The organism is Klebsiella sp. SYXHC3 (genome assembly GCF_057196925.1).
This window is the reverse complement of sequence record NZ_JBXUNG010000002.1, coordinates 363,885-382,304: the sequence shown is the minus strand read 5'-3', so window position 1 is coordinate 382,304 and position 18,420 is coordinate 363,885. Positions and strand designations below refer to the sequence as shown.

The following is an 18,420-nucleotide window of genomic DNA, read 5'->3' as shown; positions in this document are numbered from 1 at the left end:
CGTCCTGACTGTGATCGGCTGGGAAACATTTTCTCAGTTTATCACGGACAAAGCGCAACCTTCCCGGAGAAAAAAGGGCCAAAAGATTTATTTAGAGTTAATACGCAAAATCATTCAAGTTGCATTGAGGCGGCAACGCAACTAATCCCCGGAAGCGTACAAAGGGTACGCGACCGGGGTGAGTGAGGAGAGCCAACAAAAATGCGGCTTGAAGGATGACGCGTATCAAACCGGCGGCAGATCGAACAGCAATATTTCGCTATCGCTGTCGGCGTGAACCGAAATCGCCTGCTCGTCCCAAATCGCCAGACCATCGCTGGTGGTGGCTTTGGTGCCGTTAATCGTCACTTCGCCTTTCACTACCTGGATCCACACGCGACGTTCCGCGGCAATCTGGTGAACCGACTGCTCATCTTTCAGCAGCGCCCAGCGATACAGTTCCATATCCTGATGCACTTTCAGCGACCCTTCGCGCGCATCTGGCGACAGCACCAGCTGTTTGCCCTGCGCGGCATCAAAGCGGCGCTGCTCGTAGCGCGGCGTAATGCCGGTTTCTTCTGGAATAATCCAGATCTGATACAAACGCAGGCGGTCGGTGCTGCTCGGGTTGTACTCAGAGTGACGCACGCCGGTACCCGCGCTCATGATCTGGAACTCGCCAGCCGGAACCTGCTCTTTGTTACCCATGCTGTCCTGGTGCTCAACCGCGCCTTCCAGCACATAAGTCAGGATTTCCATGTCTTTGTGCGGGTGGGTGCCAAACCCCTGGCCGGCGTCGATTACGTCATCGTTAATCACGCGCAGCGCGGAGAAACCCATAAAGTTCGGGTCGTAGTAGTTGGCGAAAGAGAAAGTATGCCAGGAATCCAGCCAGCCATGGTTAGCGTGGCCACGTTCGTTAGCTTTGCGTAAGTAGATCATGTTGCACCCCCGTATGTTTTCGATGGAGTAAGTGTGGACCCATTCCGCCGGCAATCATAGAGGGTGAAAATTGACTCCTCTGTTCAAAAAATATGAACAAGCGGCGAGGAGCCAGATTTTCTTATTTTGCGAGGGTAATAGTAGCCGGAGAAGGTTGTTCAAAACCGCGCTGCAGAATCTCCATATTGGTGAGAACTTCAGATTCCTTGACGTAATTCGGCTGGCCGTTAACGAGGGTGTCATACAGCGCGTCATACACTCGTCCGTAGTCGCCGGTTTCCAGCGGCACCTCTTCACGTACCTCCACGCCCGCCTCGTTGATGTAGACCAGTTGCCCTACGCTGTCATCAGCGCCGAACCCCGCGTCGCCCGGCATAATGTTGGCCTTCAGGCTGGTCTCCTGCTGGTCAATGCCGTATTTCACAAACGAGCCTTTATGGCCATGAACGATAAATTTCGGGTAGTCAATCTGCACCAGATGGCTGGTTTTGACGATCGCTTTCAGGTCGCCATAAAACAGTTGAGCTTCAAACGTGTCATCGGGATTGGCTTTATTGCGTAGTGAGCGCAGATCGTAGGAAACATGATCCGGGCGACCAAACAGCGAAATGATCTGGTCCATGGTATGCACCCCGAGGCCATAGAAATCGCCGCTTTGCGGTCCCCCCTGGATGGTTTCCGCCACCGGTCGGTAGTTATCAAAATGACTTTCAATTTCCACCAGTTCGCCGAGCTTACCGCTTTCAATCACCTTTTTGGTGGTCAGGAAACAGGAGTCGAAGCGGCGGTTCTGATAAGGCGTCACCGTCAACCCTTTGCTTTTCGCCAGCGCAAACAGGGCTTTCGCCTCTGCCAGCGTCGGAGTAAAGGGTTTTTCGACCAGTACGTTTTTCCCCGCTTCCAGCGCCCGCTTCGCGTATTCGAAGTGGCTATCGGCATGGGTGCAGACCACCACTAGTTTGACCTGCGGGTCGTTCAGCACTTCATCGAGGTCGCTGGTGAAGTGGATATGGGAATACGCCGGCGCCTGTTCTTCCGGCCTGGCGCTGCGGCGATAAATATGCGCGACGTGCCAGCGGTCTTTGCGATGCAGGACGTAAGGAAGGTGGTAGCGGGTCGTGCTTTTACCAAAGCCAATAAATGCGCAGTGCAGAATCATAACGCTGTCCTTAGTTGATGTGCTGCCTTTAACCATAGCGCAAGCCGGGGGCTCACTTCATCCTCCTTTTCCTCTGAGCTGGAAAATTCACCGGCAAAATATTTCGGTTACCACTCATACACAATTATTAATAAGTGATTGATTAATAAGTCATTAAATTTCAGTTTTTCAACAGAAAGTCTTGATCCCAATGACGAAACTGCGGATAAGTGAAGGGCAAAACCAGGACGTTGCTAAAGACTAACGGAGTAGCCAGCCGCTGCTGATGGAAAAAAAGTATCTCGCCATAAACTGCGCCATTTTTTTCTGGCTTCTTGCACTGATCGCCTGGTTTAGCGATGAGGCCGCGCTGGCGCGCCTGGCGGCGGCCTGTACCCTTTTCGCTTTCCTTACTCATACCCAACGGGAAAAAATTAACGCTATGTTTATGAAGAAAAATAAAACCGAAGCGCAGGCTGCTGAAGTCGCGGCGCCAGCCGTGGCGGCAACAGAGCCAGAAACGGCAAGCGTCAAAAAACAGGAAACCACGGTGATCGCCAGCGGCGTGCATTTTGTCGGCAACATCGTCGCCAGCGGCCATGTCTATATCCACGGCCAGGTCACCGGCAACATTGAGGCCAAAGAACATCTCATTAAGGTGATGCGCGAAGGTGAGGTTGAGGGCAATATCAGTTGCCGCGAGCTGATCGTCGACGGCAAGGTTCATGGCCAGTGCCGTGGCGATAGCATTGCTATTGAGGAACATGGCAACCTCGACGGCACCCTCGCCTATCGCGCGCTGGCGATTAAAAAGGGCGGCCTGTTTACCGGCAGCGCGGAGGTGTTAGCCGCGGCGGAGAGCAAAAATAAAAGTAATATCGTCGGCCTGGTCGCAGAAGAAGCGGTGAAATCCGCCAAATCGCAACATGCCTGAAATGAGCGCAAAAAAAAGCCAGCACCCGGCTGGCTAAAGTAATACTGGAAGCAATGTGAGCAATGTCGTGCTTTCAGGCTTTCCGCAAGGGTCTCCCTGAATGCAGGACAATAATAATCATTCTCATTCGCACTTGTCTACTTTTTTTTGCAATTAATGCGTGTTGACTCGAACGCCGGAGTCAGTGATGTTTAAAGGGTCTTTTCAACCAAATGAGGAACAAGGAATGAGTGACATCGTGATACGCCATGCTGAACCGAAAGATGTTGACGCGATTCGTCAAATTCACGCCCAGCCGGAGGTGTATCACAACACGCTACAGGTCCCTCATCCATCCGAGCATATGTGGCAAGAGCGGCTAACCGATACGCCCGGCGTGAAGCAGCTGGTGGCCTGTATCGATGGGCAAGTCGTGGGGCATTTATGCATTGCTGTCGCCCAACGTCCTCGCCGTAGCCACGTCGCCGATTTTGGTATCAGCGTGGATTCGCGCTGGCATAACCGCGGCGTCGCCAGCGCCCTGATGCGTACCATGATTGATATGTGCGACAACTGGCTGCGCGTCGAGCGCATTGAGCTGACGGTGTTCGCCGATAACGCCCCGGCGGTCGCGGTGTATAAGAAGTACGGCTTTGAGATCGAAGGCACCGCCAAGGGTTACGCATTGCGCAACGGCGAGTATGTGGATGCGTATTATATGGCGAGAATAAAGTAGCGTGTTGCCGGGTGGCGGCTTCGCCTTACCCGGCCTACCGTTCGCACACTTGTTGGCCCGGTAAGCGCAGCTGTCACCGGGCAACACATCAATACCCCGCGGTCAAATCACCGGGCGAACGCGGATCGGAAGCGCCATACAGCGTGCCGTCCGGCCCCACCATAATGCTCTGGGTACTGCCCATCGCCTCTTTCAGCGCGACTTTCTGCCCTTTCGCTTCCAGCAATTTCACGGTATCCGGGCTAAAACCTTTCTCCACCCGCAGTTCATCCGGCAGCCACTGGTGGTGGAAGCGCGGCGCGTTAGTGGCTTCCGCGACGTTCATCCCAAAATCAATGGTGTTGACCACCATTTGCAGCACGGTGGTGATAATTCGGCTACCGCCCGGGCTACCGGTCACCAGCCAGGTCTTCCCGTCTTTTACCACGATAGTTGGCGACATCGACGACAGCGGACGCTTTTTCGGCCCTACCGCGTTGGCGTCGCCGCCGACTAAACCATAAACGTTAGGCACACCGGGTTTCGCCGAGAAATCATCCATCTGGTTGTTGAGTATAATGCCGGAGTCGCCGGCCACGATGCCGGTGCCAAAGGTGGTATTCAACGTATAGGTGACCGCCACCGCATTGCCGTCTTTATCGACCACCGAGAAGTGGGTGGTTTGGTTGCTTTCATACGGCGCCAGCTTGCCCGGACGGATCTGGCTGGAAGGCTTCGCCTTATTCACATCAATCTCGGCGGCTATCGCTTTAGCGTAAGTTTTGCTGGTCAACGCCTGCCACGGCACTTTGACGAAGTCAGGATCGCCGAGATATTCCGAACGGTCGGCATAGGCATGTTTCTCCGCTTCCGCCATCACCTGCATGGCGTCGGCGCTGCCAAAGCCATATTTCTGCATATCGAAGTTTTCGAGGATATTGAGGATCTGCACGATGTGGATCCCGCCAGAGGACGGCGGCGGCATGGAGTAAACCTCATAGCCGCGATATTCACCGCTAATCGGCGTACGCTCCACGGCCTTGTAGTTGGCGAGGTCGGCTTTGGTGATAAGCCCGCCGTGTTTTTTCATCTCACCGGCAATCTGGTCGGCGATAGCCCCTTTATAGAAGGCGTCCGGGCCGTGCTCGGCAATCAGCTCCAGGCTTTTCCCCAGATTCTTTTGCACCAGCCGGTCGCCTTTTTTCAGCGGCTCGCCGTTCTTCCAGAAAATCGCTTTGCTGTTTTCATGCTGCGGGATCACTTCGCTGCCATAGGTTTTTAAATCGTCAGCCAGCGCATCGTTAACGATAAAGCCCTCTTCCGCCAGCTTAATCGCCGGGCGGATCACCTTGTTCAGCGGCATGGTACCGTATTTTTCCAGCGCGAGAGAGAAGCCCGCGACGCTGCCTGGCGTACCGGAAGCGAGATGTGAAGTCAGCGATTTTTTACTGTCCGGATTGCCATGTTCATCGAGGAACATATCGCGGGTGGCCTGTTCCGGGGCCATCTCGCGGAAATCGATCGCCGTGGTTTTACCGTCTTTAGTACGCAGCATCATAAACCCGCCGCCGCCGATATTACCGGCCTGCGGATGCGTGACCGCCAGCGCGTAGCCGACAGCCACCGCTGCATCGACGGCGTTGCCGCCCTGACGCAAAATATCCACGCCGACGCGGGTCGCCAGCGCATCCACCGAGGCCACCATCCCCTGCTGGGCGCGCACCGGGTGAAACACATCTTCCTCAACGCCATACGAGACCGGCGGCGGGGGCGGCGGATTGGCGGCGACGGTAAAGCTGCCCCCCGCCAGTAACGCTGCGATGACCACCTGACGCCATATTGTTGTTTTTATCATTGTCTTACTCCTGAAAGGTAGGTTTTATATCCCGGCTTAAGCCTGGTTGATAACTCCTAAAAAATCATTGTTATGGCGAATTCGAGGTACACTTAAGTGATCCCACGCACGGGAGGAGAAAACAATGAAAGCGATTTTATTCCTGGCGGCGCTGATGCCGCTCGGCGTTTTAGCACAGCCGATTAACATCGATAACAACCCTAACCAGCCGGGTTATGTGGTGCCCAGCCAGCAGCGAATGCAAAATGAGATGAAGGTGCAGCAACAGCAGCAGCAAAGCATGCTGAAGCAGAATCTGAATAATCAGACCCGCTCGCAGCAACAGCATTTGCAGAGCCAGTTGCAAACCAATCAGCAGCGCGCGGCGCAGGGCGGCAATCTCAATTCGCAGCCGCAGGTACTGCCGAACAACAACGGCGGGATGCTGCGGCAGACTAACCCGTAAAGATCGTCCGCCGCAAATCAGTATTAAGGCTGGAAATTCGGCCCGATGACGTCAATAGCATCGGTGCAGATGCAATCTACGCCCCAGCGCAGTAGCTCGGCGGCGCGCTGGGGTTTATTGACCGTATACACCAGAATATGCAGGCCGGCCTGTTTCAGGCTCGCTACCCGAGCCGCATCCAGCAGCTTGTGGTTGAGATGAATAGATACGCAGCCCAGCCGGGCGGTCAATTCGCGCCAGTCATCGCGCCACTCATCCAGCAGCAGCCCGCGCGGCAGCTCGGGCGCGGCTTCCTGCGCCGCTTCCAGCGCGTCGATTTCAAAGGATGAGAGTAGCGGCGCGGTCATATCGGCCCACAGATCGCGCGCGGCCAGCGCCACCACTTTGCCGGTCTGCGGCCCCTGCCCGGTGGTCGGCTTAATTTCGATATTGGCCATCATGCCGTGACGGCGGCAGCGTTCCGCCACCTGGGAGAGCAGCGGCAGCGGTTCGCCCTTAAATTCACGGCTGTACCAGCTGCCGGCATCGACCTTCAGCAGGTCGTCCCACGCCAGCTCGCCCGCCACGCCCCAGCCGTTGCTGGTGCGTTCGAGATTATCGTCGTGCAGCAGAAAGATCTGCCCGTCCTTCGACAGCTTGGCGTCAAATTCAATCATCGTGTGCCCGTAGCGGGCGCCGACGTCGATAGCCGCCAGGGTGTTCTCCGGCGCCAGTTTACCGCCGCCGCGATGGGCGACGATGTGGGGATAAGGCCAGTTACTCATGCGCGTTGTCCTGTTTCACCATCAAAGAGGTGCAGATGTTCCAAAGGCAGATGCAGCCATAGCGTGCTGCCACCCGCCGGGCGCTGCTGATGCGGCAATCTGACCACCAGCTTCTGCTCGCCCCAGCGCCCGTGGGCGAGGTTATCGGCACCTAAAATTTCCAGCGTATCCATCAGCAGCGGAATGCCGCCTTGCGCCTGCGAGCTTAAAATAAAGTGCTCCGGGCGGATACCGAGAGTCATTTTACGCCCGGCGTAACGCCGATGCTCGTGATTCATCGGTAGCTGTATGCCGCCTTCCAGCTCAAAGCGGCCGCCATCATCGCTCACCCGACCCTCCAGCAGGTTCATGGCCGGGCTGCCGATAAAGCTCGCCACAAAGCGGCTGGCGGGCTTTTCGTACACTTCGACCGGCGTGCCGATCTGCTCGGCAATCCCCTTATTCATTACCATCACCCGCTGGGCAAGGGTCATCGCTTCGACCTGATCGTGGGTGACATACAGCGAGGTCGTTTTCAGGCGCCGATGCAGCTGTTGCAGTTCCAGACGCATCTGCACGCGCAGCTTGGCATCGAGGTTTGACAACGGTTCGTCGAACAGGAAAACCGCCGGGTCACGCACGATAGCGCGGCCCATCGCCACGCGCTGGCGCTGACCGCCTGACAGTTCCCGCGGTCGGCGCTTGAGCAGGCCATCCAGCTCAAGAATACGTGCCGCCTCCTGCACGCGCTCGGCAATCAATCCCTTACCCATGCCGCGAATCTTCAGCCCCCACGCCATGTTCTCTTCCACGCTCATATGCGGATAAAGCGCATAGTTCTGGAACACCATCGCGATACCGCGATCCTTCGGCTCCATCTCGGTCACCCGTTTACGATCAATCCAGATATCGCCGCTGGTCACCCGTTCAAGTCCGGCAACCATCCGCAGCAGCGTTGATTTCCCGCAGCCCGACGGGCCGACCATGACGATAAACTCCCCGTCCGCCACGTCCAGCGTCAGCGGTTGAATTACCTGGGTTTTGCCATCCCAGCTTTTGCTTACTGCCTGTAGTTTTAAACCAGCCATTTTATTTCTCACTATCGACCAGGCCGCGCACAAACGCGCGCTGCATGGCTAAAACGATGACGACCGGCGGGATCAGGGTCAGCAGCATCGCCGCCATCACCTGATTCCACTGGGTAGTACCTTCACCGGTGGCGATCATGCCTTTAATACCGGCGACGGCGGTGCCAAGATTCACATCCTGAATAATCAGCAACGGCCATAGATACTGGTTCCAGCCGTAGATAAAGGTGATGACGAACAGCGCGGCGAGGTTGGTTTTCGACAGCGGCAGCACGATGTCGCGAAAGAAGCGCATCGGCGAAGCGCCATCGATACGCGCCGCTTCAATCAGCTCGTCCGGCAGAGTCATAAAGAACTGGCGGAACAGGAAGGTGGCGGTAGCCGAAGCCATCAACGGCAGCGTTAACCCGGCATAACTGTCGAGCATTTTGAGGTTGGCGATCACTTCCACCGTCGGGAAAATACGCACCTCGACCGGCAGCATCAGAGTGATGAAGATCATCCAGAAGAACAGGTTACGCAGCGGAAAGCGGAACCAGACGATGGCGAAAGCCGAAAGCATCGACACCACGATTTTGCCTACCGTAATGGCGAACGCCATGATGAAGCTGTTGAGCATCATCAGCCAGAACGGCGCGCTGTTGACGCCGACGCCGTTCACCCAGATGGTCTTCATGTTCTCCAGCAGATGTCCGCCGGGGATCAGCGTCATCGGCGTTTCAAACACCGATTTGTTATCCAGCGTCGCCGCCACGAAGGCGACATACAGCGGGAATAAAATGACGGCAATACCCAGAATGAGCATGGTGTGGCTGAAAATCGTCAGCCCGCGACGGTTCTCAATCATTGGTAACGCACCTTACTTTCAACGTAACGGAACTGCACCACCGTCAGGATAATGACGAGGAACATCAGCACCACCGACTGCGCGGCGGAAGCGGAAAGATCGAGCCCGGCGAAACCTTCGCGATAAATTTTGTAGATTAGGGTGGTGGTCGCCTGCACCGGGCCGCCGGCGGTGGCGGCATCGATCACCGGGAAGGTGTCGAAGAAGGCGTAAACCAGGTTGACCACCAACAGGAAGAAACTCACCGGCGCAATCAGCGGCAGCGCCAGCTTGAAGAAGCGACGAATCGGTCCGGCGCCGTCGATGGCGGCGGCCTCAACCAGCGAACGCGGGATCGACTGCAGCGCGGCAAAGAAGAACAGGAAGTTGTAGCTTATCTGCTTCCAGACCGAGGCGAAGACCACCAGAAACATCGCCTGGCCGCTGTTCTGCGCGTGGTTCCAGTCGTAACCCAATTCGCCGAGGAAATGAGTGATCAGCCCGCGTCCGGGATTGAAGAGGAAGATCCACAGCACCGCCGCGACGGCGGGAGCCACGGCATACGGCAGCAGCATCAGCGTTTGATAAAAGCGGCTGCCGCGCACCACATAGTCGACCAGCGCGGCAAAAAACAGCGAAATAAGCAGGCCGCTGACGGTTACCAGGGTGCTGAATTTTATGGTCGTCCAGAAAGAGTCCAGATAGTACGGGTCGTGGAACAGCGTGACGAAGTTATCCAGGCCGACAAACTGGCTGGAAAGGCCAAACGGATCGACGCTCTGCAGCGAGTACCACAGCGCTTCGCCCGCGGGCCAGATAAAGAAAATCAGCGTGATAATCAGCTGCGGCGCGACCAGCACATAGGGCAGCCAGCGCGAGCGGAATACCGGACGGGATGATGACATGAAGATTTTATTCCTGAACAATGCCGGATGGCGGCTACGCCTTACCCGGCCTACATAGGGCACATCGTAGGCCCGGTAAGCGCAGCGCCACCGGGCAAGTTACAGATTACGATTTGGTTGCTTGCTCGAAACGGCGCAGCAGTTGATTCCCGCGCTGAACGGCGGAGTCCAGCGCCTGTTGCGGAGTTTTCTTGCCGGTCCACACGCTCTCCAGCTCTTCATCAACGATGGTGCGAATTTGCGGCATGTTGCCCAGGCGCAGGCCTTTGGTGAACGGCAACGGCGGCTTGTTCAACATCTGGCGAGTGGCGATATCAGCGCCTGGGTTCTTATCATAGAAGCCCTGCTGGCGCGTCAGATCGTAGGCCGCGGTGGTAATCGGCAGATAGCCGGTTTTCTGGTGCCACTCGGCGGCGTTTTCCGGTTTGGTCAGGAAGTCGAGGAACTTCGCCACGCCGGTGTAGGTCTCTTTGTCCTTGCCCTGCATCACCCACAGGCTGGCCCCGCCGATGATAGCGTTCTGCGGCGCGCCTTTCACATCAGCGTCGTAAGGCATCATGCCGACGCCGTAGTTGAATTTCGCGTACTGACGAATATCCGCCAGCGAACCGGATGAGGCGGTAGTCATCGCGCAGTCGCCGTTATAGAACTTCTCGGTGGATTCATCCTTACGCCCGAAATAGCTGAAATCGCCTTTCTTGTTCATCTCTTCGAGCAGCGCGATATGTTTCACCTGCTCCGGCTTGTTGAACTCAAGCACCGCATCGGTGCCGTCAAAACCGTTATTTTTCGTGGCGACCGGCAGGCCGTGCCAGGCGCTGAAGTTTTCAATCTGGATCCAGCCCTGCCAGCCGCTGGCGTAGCCGCACTTCATCCCGGACGCTTTCAGCTTCGCGGTGTAGGCCGCCAGATCCTGCCAGGTTTTCGGCGGCTGCTCAGGGTCTAAGCCCGCTTTCTTGAAGGCGTCTTTGTTGTAGTACAGCACCGGCGTGGAGCTGTTAAACGGCTGGGAGAGCAGATGGCCGGTTTTTGAATCGGTGTAATAACCGGACACCGTCGGCACGAACTGCGATTCATCGAACTTAATACCCGCATCGCTAAAGACCTGGTATACCGGCTTAATGGCTTTTGACGCCATCATGGTGGCGGTACCAACTTCATACACCTGCAGAATCGCCGGCGCGTTGCCGGTACGGAAGGCAGCGATACCGGCGCTCAGGCTCTGTTCGTAGTTGCCTTTGTACATCGGAACAATTTTGTAATCAGGATTGGCCGCGTTGAAACGTTGCGCCAGAGAATCAACTTCTTTACCCAGTTCCCCTTCCATCGAGTGCCAGAAAGGGATGGTGGTTACTGCCAGTGCCTGGCCAGCAAATGCCAGGCTCAGCGCCAGTCCTAAAGCTGTATGTCGTAACGATATCATCGGTTATCTCTCTTGTTGTTCCGGATGCGCGATTTCACGCGTTTTATGTTCGCGGGGTAACATGACATGTTCGAATTACAGAAAAATAACTTTTTTATTACAAAAAAAAGATAGTAACGGGTCAGGGAGATGACAAGCCGATGAAAGGATGGGGGAAGTAAAGTGGGAGCTGAGACACGGATAATATTCGTGCGATCGGCTCCCGGGGTCGGCGCAAGCGCCTCGCCCGGGCTACAAACCGGCGAAGCGAACAACGCCGGGTTACGACGAACTAACCGCCGAGATAGGCGCTGCGCACCGCCTCGTTGGCTAACAGCGCATCGCCGGTATCCTCAAGCACCACGTGACCGTTTTCCAGTACGTAGCCGCGATCGGCCAGCTTCAGCGCCTGGTTGGCGTTCTGCTCAACCAGGAAAATAGTCATCCCCTGTTCACGCAGCTGCTCGATGGTGTCGAAAATCTGCTGAATGATAATCGGCGCCAGCCCTAATGAAGGCTCATCAAGCAGCAGCAGGCGCGGCTGGCTCATCAGAGCGCGACCGATCGCCAGCATCTGCTGCTCGCCGCCGGACATGGTGCCGGCGCGCTGAATACGGCGTTCATGCAGACGCGGGAACAGCTCATACACCCATTTGATGCGGGTATGAAACTGGTCGCGGTCGGCAAAAAAACCGCCCATCGCCAGGTTCTCTTCCACCGTCATGCGCGAAAAGACGCGCCGCCCTTCCGGCACTATCGCCACCGCTTCACGCATGATTTTCGCCGTCTGCCAGTCGGTAATATCCTTACCGTCAAAGACAATGCGCCCGCTGGAAGCCCGCGGATCGCCGCACAGCGTACCAAGTAGGGTGGTTTTCCCTGCGCCGTTGGCGCCGATAAGCGTGACGATCTCACCCTGTTTGATATGCAGGCTGACGTTGTGCAGCGCCTGAATCTTGCCGTAGTGGGCGCTGACATTGTCAAAAGTTAACATCGCTTTTTCCATCTTATGCGTCACCACCATTATGCTTCACCTAAATAGGCGCGGATCACGTCCGGGTTATTACGAATCTCTTCCGGCGTCCCGTTGGCCAGCGGCGTCCCCTGGTTCACGACGTAGATGCGATCGGAAATGCCCATCACCAGCTTCATATCATGTTCGATAAGCAGGATGGTGGTGTTGTGATGGCTACGCAGCTCGGCGATAAGCTCATCCAGCTCTTTGGTCTCTTTCGGGTTAAGCCCCGCCGCCGGTTCATCAAGCATCAGGATCTCCGGCTGCGTCACCATACAGCGAGCAATCTCCAGCCGGCGCTGGTCGCCGTAGGCCAGGTTGCTGGCCTGACGGTTGGCATGCTCCAGCAGGCCGATACGCTCAAGCCAGGTGGCGGCCCGATCCAGCGCTTCGCTCTGTGCGCGACGGAAGGCCGGCGTTTTCAGCAGACCGGAGAAGACGCCGGTTTTCAGCTGTTGATGCTGCGCCACCAGCAGATTTTCAATCACCGTCATTTCGCGGAACAGACGCACGTGCTGGAAGGTTCGTACCACCCCCATCCGCGCAATCTGCTGCCCCGGCAGCCCTTCCAGATGCTGGTCGCGCAGCATAATGGTGCCGCCGGTAGGTTTATAGAAACCGGTCAGGCAGTTAAAAACGGTGGTTTTTCCCGCGCCGTTTGGGCCAATTAAGGAAACGATCTCCTGCGGGCGCAGCTCAAGGGAGACGTTATTGACCGCCAGCAGGCCGCCAAAACGCATCATCAGGCCGTTTACGGATAATATTGGCTGACTCATGCCTGCTCTCCTTTCGCCTGACCGTTTTTCAGCTTCAGCTGCGGGCGCGTCATCGGCAGCAGCCCCTGCGGGCGCCAGATCATCATCAGCACCATCAACCCACCGAGCATTAACATGCTGTATTCGTTGAAATCACGCATCAGCTCGCGCGATACCACCAGCAGAATAGCCGCCAGGATCACTGCAAACTGCGAGCCCATACCCCCCAGCACCACGATCGCCAGCACAAAGGCCGACTCGGCGAAGGTAAAGGACTCCGGGCTCACGAAGCCCTGGCGCGCTGCGAACAGCGTGCCGGCAAATCCGGCAAACGCGGCGCTGATAGTAAAGGCGGTCAGCTTGATGCGCGTCGGGCTCAGGCCCAGCGAACGACAGGCGATTTCATCTTCACGCAGCGCTTCCCACGCCCGCCCGAGCGGCATCCGCAGCAGACGGTTAATAACGAACAGGCTGAGCACCACCAGCAGCAACGCTACCAGATAGAGGAAAATCACCCTATCGCTGGGATCGTACTTCAGACCGAAGAAGTTGCTGAAGGTATCCCAGCCGCCTTCACGGGCGGTACGGCTAAATTCAAGACCAAAGAAAGTCGGTTTCGGGATCTGGCTGATACCGTTCGGCCCGCCGGTGATCTCGGTATTGTTGAGCAGCAAAATGCGCACGATCTCGCCGAAGCCTAAGGTCACAATCGCCAGATAGTCGCCGCGCAGACGCAGCACCGGGAAGCCCAGCAGGAAGCCGGCCGCCGCGGAAACCAGGCCGGCCAGCGGCAGGCAGGTCCAGAAACCGAGACCGTAATAGTGGTTAAGCAGCGCAAAGGTATAGGCGCCGATGGCGTAAAACCCGCCGTAGCCCAATACCAGCAGGCCGGAAAGCCCAACCACCACGTTCAGTCCGAGACCAAGGATGATATAAATCATCGTCAAGGTGGCGATATCCACCGTACCGCGCGACACCATAAACGGCCAGGCCACGGCAATCACCAGCAGGGCTATCAGAAAGAGCTTCTGCTTGACCGTCGACCCGTCAATCGCCGGCATAATAAATTTCGGCCCGGAAACGTTCTTAACCGCTTTCTGGAACAGCGGGCGCAGCAGTTGGAAGAAAAAGACCACCGCGGTGCCGATGAAAATCCACTGCCAACGAATATCGGCGGCGGTATCGACCACCAGTTTGGTGCCATTCAGCTCCAGCTGCACGCCCATAAAGACGCCCGCCAGAACAAAGAACATCGCGGCGGAAAGAAGCGCCATCGCAATTTGCATCGGTTTCATACTTTTTCTACCTCCGGGCGGCCCAGAATGCCGGTCGGCATTACTAACAGCACCAGAATCAGCAGCGCGAAGGAGACGACGTCCTTATATTCGGTGCTGAGATAAGCAGAAGAGAGCGCCTCGGCGATACCCAGAATCAGGCCGCCAATCATCGCGCCAGGGATACTGCCGATACCGCCGAGCACAGCTGCGGTAAAGGCCTTCATCCCGGCCATAAAACCGATGTAGGGGTTAATTACGCCGTAGAACTGCCCCAGCAGGACGCCCGCGACCGCCGCCATCGCTGCGCCAATGACGAAGGTCAGCGCAATAACGCGGTCGGTATTGATGCCCAGCAGGCTCGCCATTTTCAGATCTTCCGCACAGGCGCGGCAGGCGCGGCCCATTCGCGAATAGCGAATAAACAGCGTCAGCGCCAGCATGGCGATAAAGGTAACGACCCAGATGACCAACTGCATGGTAGTGATAGTGGCGGAGAAATTATCGCTGTGGCCGACAATCCACTGGCCGTTAAAGAGACTCGGCAGCGCGACATCGCGCGAGCCTTCGGTCAGGCTGACAAAGTTCTGCAGGAATATCGACATCCCGATGGCGGAAATCAGCGCGATCAGACGTTTGGAGCTGCGCACTGGCCGATAGGCCACGCGCTCGATACTCCAGCCGTAGGCGCTGGCGATAATGATAGCGCCAATAAAGCCTGCGGCGACCAGCAGCCAGCCGGTATCGATACCCAACATCATCAGGGCGGCGATAATCATGAACGAGACGTAGCTGCCGATCATGTAGACCTCGCCGTGGGCGAAGTTAATCATGCCGATAATGCCGTACACCATCGTATAGCCGATAGCGATCAGCGCATAGGTACTGCCCAGCGTGACGCCGTTAAACATCTGCTGCAGAAAATAGAGAAACTGCTCGGACATAAGGTAACCTTTTTCATGCCGCCCGCGCGGTGCGGGCGGTGGGATAACGCGTCTTACTTAGCGACGGTGGATGAACCATCCGCGTGCCACTGGAAGACACCAAATTCAAATCCCTTCAGATCGCCTTTTTCATCCCAATTCAGCGGCCCAATCACGGTCTTCGCGCCGTGAGCTTTCAAATCTTTAATTAAATCCAGCGGCTGCTGGCTGCCGGTTCTGTCCATTGCTTGCGCCAGCGACTGAACGGCGGCATAGGTGATCCAGACGTACGGACCACTCGGATCTTTTTTATCCGCTTTCAGCGCATCAACAATAGCGCTGTTGGACGGATCCTGGTCATAGCGTTTTGGCATCGTCACCAGCATACCTTCCGCCGCCGCGCCGGCGATGTTGGACAGCGAGGCGTTACCGACGCCTTCCGGCCCCATAAACTGCGTTTTCAGGCCGACGGAGCGCGCCTGGCGCAGCATCTGCCCCATTTCCGGGTAGTAGCCACCGTAGTAGACGAAGTCGATATTCTCTTTCTTCAGGCGCGCCAGCAGCGCGGAGAAATCTTTCTCACCGGCGGTAATACCGTCAAAAAAGACGATATTGGCGCCGGCTTTCTTCAGGTTGTCCTGCACGGAACGCGCCAGCCCTTCGCCGTACTGCTGCTTGTCATGAATAATCGCAATACGCTGCGGCTTCACCTGTTCGAGGATATATTTCGCGGCGGTCGGCCCCTGGGAAGAGTCAAGACCTGCGGTACGCATGATGTACTGGTAGCCACGCTGGGTCAGCTCAGGGTTGGTCGCCCCCGGGGAGATCATCAGGATACCTTCGTCTTCATAGATATCCGAAGCCGGCTGGGTAGAAGAGGAACACAGGTGACCAATAACGTACTGAATGCCGTCATTGACGATTTTGTTAGCGACCGCGACCGCTTGTTTCGGATCGCAGGCGTCGTCATATTCGACGCCAACCAGTTTGTCGCCTTTAATGCCGCCGCTGGCGTTAATGTCTTTAATCGCCTGGCGCGCGCCGTTGAATTCCATATCGCCCCACTGGGCAACCGGGCCAGACATCGCGCCGACGACGGCGACTTTAATATCCTTTGCCATCGCCGCGTGGGAAATCGCTAATGCAACGACTCCCGCGACGATCGTTTTCGCGTTCCTTTTCATGCTTCAGAACCCCGTTCGTGATGTGGTGTAAATGTTTTGTATTTTTATGGTTAAAAAGCATTCTGTGCTTTTATTAAACAACGCCATTTTTACCATGAACTTTAATGGTTTAGCGCAGTTTTTTACCTGAATTATGATTAAAATCTCTATTTTTCAGGTGATTAAGAAAAGATAATATTCTGGTTTAAGGCGAAGATAAACAAAAAAAAGTCCAGTTCACAGCATAAAATAACGGCATATAAGGCGGAATAAAACGCTACATATCAGGTTAAAATTCTGCTTATTTTTCGATCCATAATGTATTGCGCTACCCCCACGCAACCAGGAAAACGAATCCCCTAATGAATGAGTTGAAAACAGCGCCCCGCCGAACGAGAAATTTGAGTACACTGTCGCATCTGTTTTGACTGGAACTGCCGCGTATGAAGCTCACCATTATCCGTTTACAGCACTTCAGCGATCAGGATCGCATTGATTTAGGCAAAATCTGGCCGTCGCAGGATCCTGCGGCGCTGATGCTGGACGATAACCATCGTATTTACGCCGCCCGCTTTAACGAACGTCTGCTCGGCGCCGTACGCGTTACCCTGCGCGGCGTCGAAGGCGAGCTCAGCGATCTGTGCGTGCGTGAAGTCACCCGCCGCCGCGGCGTGGGGCAATATTTAGTGGAAGAGACGTTAAGCGATAACCCGAATATCAATAGCTGGCGCGTTGCCGATAGCGGGGTGGAAGACCGCGGCGTGATGGCGGCATTTATGCAGGCGCTGGGTTTCAGCGCCCAGCAGAATGGTTGGGAGAAGCATTAAACCGTAGCCCCAATAAACGCAGCGTGACCAAGGAAGAACCCGGCGGCGCTTCGCTTAGCCGGGCTACCTGCAAATTGTAGCCCCGGTAAGCGCAGCGCAACCGGGGTCAGACAACGCATCTGCGGCATGAAAGGCTCCGCAGACAACGCATCTGCGGCGTGAAAGGCGCAGGTTAAATTATTTGGCGTCGGTTGCCGTACCGTTCGCATGCCAGGTAAACACGCCGAACTCGAACCCTTTCAGGTCGCCTTTCTCATCCCACGACAGCGGCCCCATGACGGTATCCACCTTCGCTCCTTTCAGGTATTTCGCGATTTCCGCCGGATCTTCAGACTGATTTAACCCCGCCTGCAGCGACTGCAGTGCCGCATAGGTGGTCCACACGAAGGCGCCGCTCGGATCCTGTTTCTTCGCTTTGATAGCATCCACAATCGGTTTGTTTGCCGGAACCTGATCGTAGTTCTTCGGTTTGGTGACCAGCAGGCCTTCTGCCGACTCGCCGGCGATGTTAGACAGGGAAACGTTAGCCACGCCTTCCGGGCCCATAAACTGGGTTTTCAGACCGGCTGCGCGCGCCTGGCGCAGGATCTGCCCCATTTCCGGGTGATAACCGCCGTAGTAGACGAAGTCGATATTTTCTTTCTTCAGGCGCGCCACGAGGGTAGAGAAATCTTTCTCACCGGCGGTGATCCCGTCAAAGAACACCACGTTGGCGCCGCCTTTCTTCAGGTTTTCCTGAACTGAGCGCGCCAGCCCTTCGCCATATTGCTGTTTGTCATGAACCACAGCGATGCGCTGCGGCTTCACCGTGCCGAGAATATATTTAGCCGCCGTCGGTCCCTGATCGGAGTCGAGACCGGTGGTGCGCAGAATCAGCTTATAGCCGCGCGCCGTCAGCTCCGGCGCGGTTGCCGCCGGGGTAATCATCAGGATGCCTTCGTCTTCATAGATGTCAGATGCCGGCTGGGTGGATGAGGAACACAGGTGACCGATAACGTATTTAATGCCGTCATTCACCACTTTGTTCGCAACAGCCACCGCTTGTTTCGGGTCGCAGGCATCGTCATATTTTACGATCTGCAATTTATTGCCTTTGATACCGCCCTTGGCGTTGATATCAGCTACCGCCTGCTCCGCGCCGGTAAACTCCTGGTCGCCATACTGGGCAACCGGGCCGGACATCGCTCCCACGACGGCAATTTTAATGTCTTCCGCCAGCGCGGAACCGCTCATAATTAAAGCAATACATCCTGCCAGTAACGCTTTACCCTTCATATTCATCCTGAGGCTCCCCATTATTATGGTTTTTGCATTTGTTGTGATGTTGTTTGTCAGCGCATTATTCTGATTTTTTAGTCATAATAAGTGTAGTATGACTGCATTTGGGTCTGCCGCCTGCGCTTTTGCAGCACACTATGCCAAAACATACCCCATTTTTCAGAATTTGAAACAACAATTTGCAAGAGATGTAAAAGTTATGTGACTGAAGCTAAAGGTCGCGACAAATCGCGC

At 56.0% G+C, this 18,420-nt stretch carries 18 protein-coding genes; 4 read left to right on the top strand and 14 right to left on the bottom strand.

From position 1 onward, the window contains the following. Positions 1 to 225 precede the first annotated feature (225 nt). Both AC2CGP_RS08810 and AC2CGP_RS08805 read right to left on the bottom strand, forming a co-directional pair. Positions 226 to 921 carry a pirin family protein gene (locus tag AC2CGP_RS08810; RefSeq protein ID WP_015369337.1) on the bottom strand — a complete coding sequence of 232 codons (696 nt, stop codon included), beginning with the start codon at positions 919 to 921 and terminating at the stop codon, positions 226 to 228. 121 nt (positions 922 to 1,042) lie between these two features. Further along, the gene (locus tag AC2CGP_RS08805; protein WP_042893928.1) at positions 1,043 to 2,080 is read right to left on the bottom strand and encodes an oxidoreductase; all 1,038 of its coding nucleotides are present in this window, start codon (positions 2,078 to 2,080) and stop codon (positions 1,043 to 1,045) included. A gap of 265 nt (positions 2,081 to 2,345) precedes the next feature. Between AC2CGP_RS08805 and AC2CGP_RS08800 the strand changes: the two genes are divergently transcribed. Both AC2CGP_RS08800 and yhhY read left to right on the top strand, forming a co-directional pair. Beyond that, positions 2,346 to 2,993: a bactofilin family protein gene (locus AC2CGP_RS08800; RefSeq protein WP_032715216.1), complete on the top strand. Its 648-nt coding sequence runs from the start codon at positions 2,346 to 2,348 to the stop codon at positions 2,991 to 2,993. Between the two features lie 226 nt (positions 2,994 to 3,219). Further along, positions 3,220 to 3,708, top strand: a complete 489-nt coding sequence (gene yhhY, locus AC2CGP_RS08795) for an N-acetyltransferase (protein WP_032715217.1) — start codon at positions 3,220 to 3,222, stop codon at positions 3,706 to 3,708. Between the two features lie 88 nt (positions 3,709 to 3,796). Here the strand turns inward: yhhY and ggt are convergent, their stop codons facing one another. After that, positions 3,797 to 5,542, bottom strand: a complete 1,746-nt coding sequence (gene ggt, locus AC2CGP_RS08790) for a gamma-glutamyltransferase (RefSeq protein WP_213759445.1) — start codon at positions 5,540 to 5,542, stop codon at positions 3,797 to 3,799. A gap of 124 nt (positions 5,543 to 5,666) precedes the next feature. On the opposite strand from ggt, the gene AC2CGP_RS08785 reads away from it, so the two are divergent. Then, entirely contained in the window at positions 5,667 to 5,987 is a 321-nt protein-coding gene (locus tag AC2CGP_RS08785; RefSeq protein WP_015703699.1) for a DUF2756 family protein, read from the top strand. A gap of 23 nt (positions 5,988 to 6,010) precedes the next feature. On the opposite strand, the gene ugpQ is transcribed toward AC2CGP_RS08785, so the two are convergent. The 10 genes from ugpQ to livK form a co-directional block, all read right to left on the bottom strand. Then, on the bottom strand, positions 6,011 to 6,751 hold the full coding sequence (gene ugpQ, locus AC2CGP_RS08780) for a glycerophosphodiester phosphodiesterase (RefSeq protein WP_032715226.1): 741 nt from the start codon (positions 6,749 to 6,751) through the stop codon (positions 6,011 to 6,013). After that, a complete protein-coding gene (locus tag AC2CGP_RS08775; RefSeq protein ID WP_015703701.1) occupies positions 6,748 to 7,818 on the bottom strand; it encodes a sn-glycerol-3-phosphate import ATP-binding protein UgpC in 1,071 nt (356 codons plus the stop codon). Before AC2CGP_RS08775 ends, ugpQ begins: the two co-directional genes overlap by 4 nt. Before the next feature lies 1 nt (position 7,819). Next, on the bottom strand, positions 7,820 to 8,665 hold the full coding sequence (gene ugpE / locus AC2CGP_RS08770) for a sn-glycerol-3-phosphate ABC transporter permease UgpE (RefSeq protein ID WP_015369329.1): 846 nt from the start codon (positions 8,663 to 8,665) through the stop codon (positions 7,820 to 7,822). Beyond that, positions 8,662 to 9,549 (bottom strand): sn-glycerol-3-phosphate ABC transporter permease UgpA, encoded by an 888-nt coding sequence (ugpA, locus tag AC2CGP_RS08765; RefSeq protein WP_015369328.1) that lies wholly within the window; start codon positions 9,547 to 9,549, stop codon positions 8,662 to 8,664. The genes ugpE and ugpA overlap by 4 nt, the downstream gene beginning before the upstream one ends. A gap of 106 nt (positions 9,550 to 9,655) precedes the next feature. After that, complete coding sequence (gene ugpB / locus AC2CGP_RS08760; RefSeq protein WP_213759446.1) at positions 9,656 to 10,972, bottom strand: sn-glycerol-3-phosphate ABC transporter substrate-binding protein UgpB; 1,317 nt, start codon at positions 10,970 to 10,972, stop codon at positions 9,656 to 9,658. A gap of 271 nt (positions 10,973 to 11,243) precedes the next feature. Beyond that, positions 11,244 to 11,957, bottom strand: coding sequence for a high-affinity branched-chain amino acid ABC transporter ATP-binding protein LivF (livF, locus tag AC2CGP_RS08755; protein ID WP_086538103.1), 714 nt, complete (start codon positions 11,955 to 11,957; stop codon positions 11,244 to 11,246). Between the two features lie 17 nt (positions 11,958 to 11,974). Continuing rightward, positions 11,975 to 12,742 carry a high-affinity branched-chain amino acid ABC transporter ATP-binding protein LivG gene (gene livG, locus AC2CGP_RS08750; protein WP_015369325.1) on the bottom strand — a complete coding sequence of 256 codons (768 nt, stop codon included), beginning with the start codon at positions 12,740 to 12,742 and terminating at the stop codon, positions 11,975 to 11,977. Continuing rightward, a complete protein-coding gene (livM, locus tag AC2CGP_RS08745; protein WP_015369324.1) occupies positions 12,739 to 14,016 on the bottom strand; it encodes a branched chain amino acid ABC transporter permease LivM in 1,278 nt (425 codons plus the stop codon). The genes livG and livM overlap by 4 nt, the downstream gene beginning before the upstream one ends. Continuing rightward, positions 14,013 to 14,939, bottom strand: a complete 927-nt coding sequence (gene livH / locus AC2CGP_RS08740) for a high-affinity branched-chain amino acid ABC transporter permease LivH (RefSeq protein ID WP_015369323.1) — start codon at positions 14,937 to 14,939, stop codon at positions 14,013 to 14,015. The genes livM and livH overlap by 4 nt, the downstream gene beginning before the upstream one ends. A 53-nt stretch (positions 14,940 to 14,992) precedes the next feature. Next, positions 14,993 to 16,102: a high-affinity branched-chain amino acid ABC transporter substrate-binding protein LivK gene (gene livK / locus AC2CGP_RS08735; protein ID WP_213759447.1), complete on the bottom strand. Its 1,110-nt coding sequence runs from the start codon at positions 16,100 to 16,102 to the stop codon at positions 14,993 to 14,995. Between the two features lie 422 nt (positions 16,103 to 16,524). On the opposite strand from livK, the gene panM reads away from it, so the two are divergent. Beyond that, positions 16,525 to 16,908, top strand: coding sequence for an aspartate 1-decarboxylase autocleavage activator PanM (panM, locus tag AC2CGP_RS08730; protein WP_032709323.1), 384 nt, complete (start codon positions 16,525 to 16,527; stop codon positions 16,906 to 16,908). A gap of 177 nt (positions 16,909 to 17,085) precedes the next feature. Here the strand turns inward: panM and livJ are convergent, their stop codons facing one another. After that, on the bottom strand, positions 17,086 to 18,189 hold the full coding sequence (gene livJ, locus AC2CGP_RS08725) for a branched chain amino acid ABC transporter substrate-binding protein LivJ (protein ID WP_015369319.1): 1,104 nt from the start codon (positions 18,187 to 18,189) through the stop codon (positions 17,086 to 17,088). Positions 18,190 to 18,420: the final 231 nt, after the last annotated feature.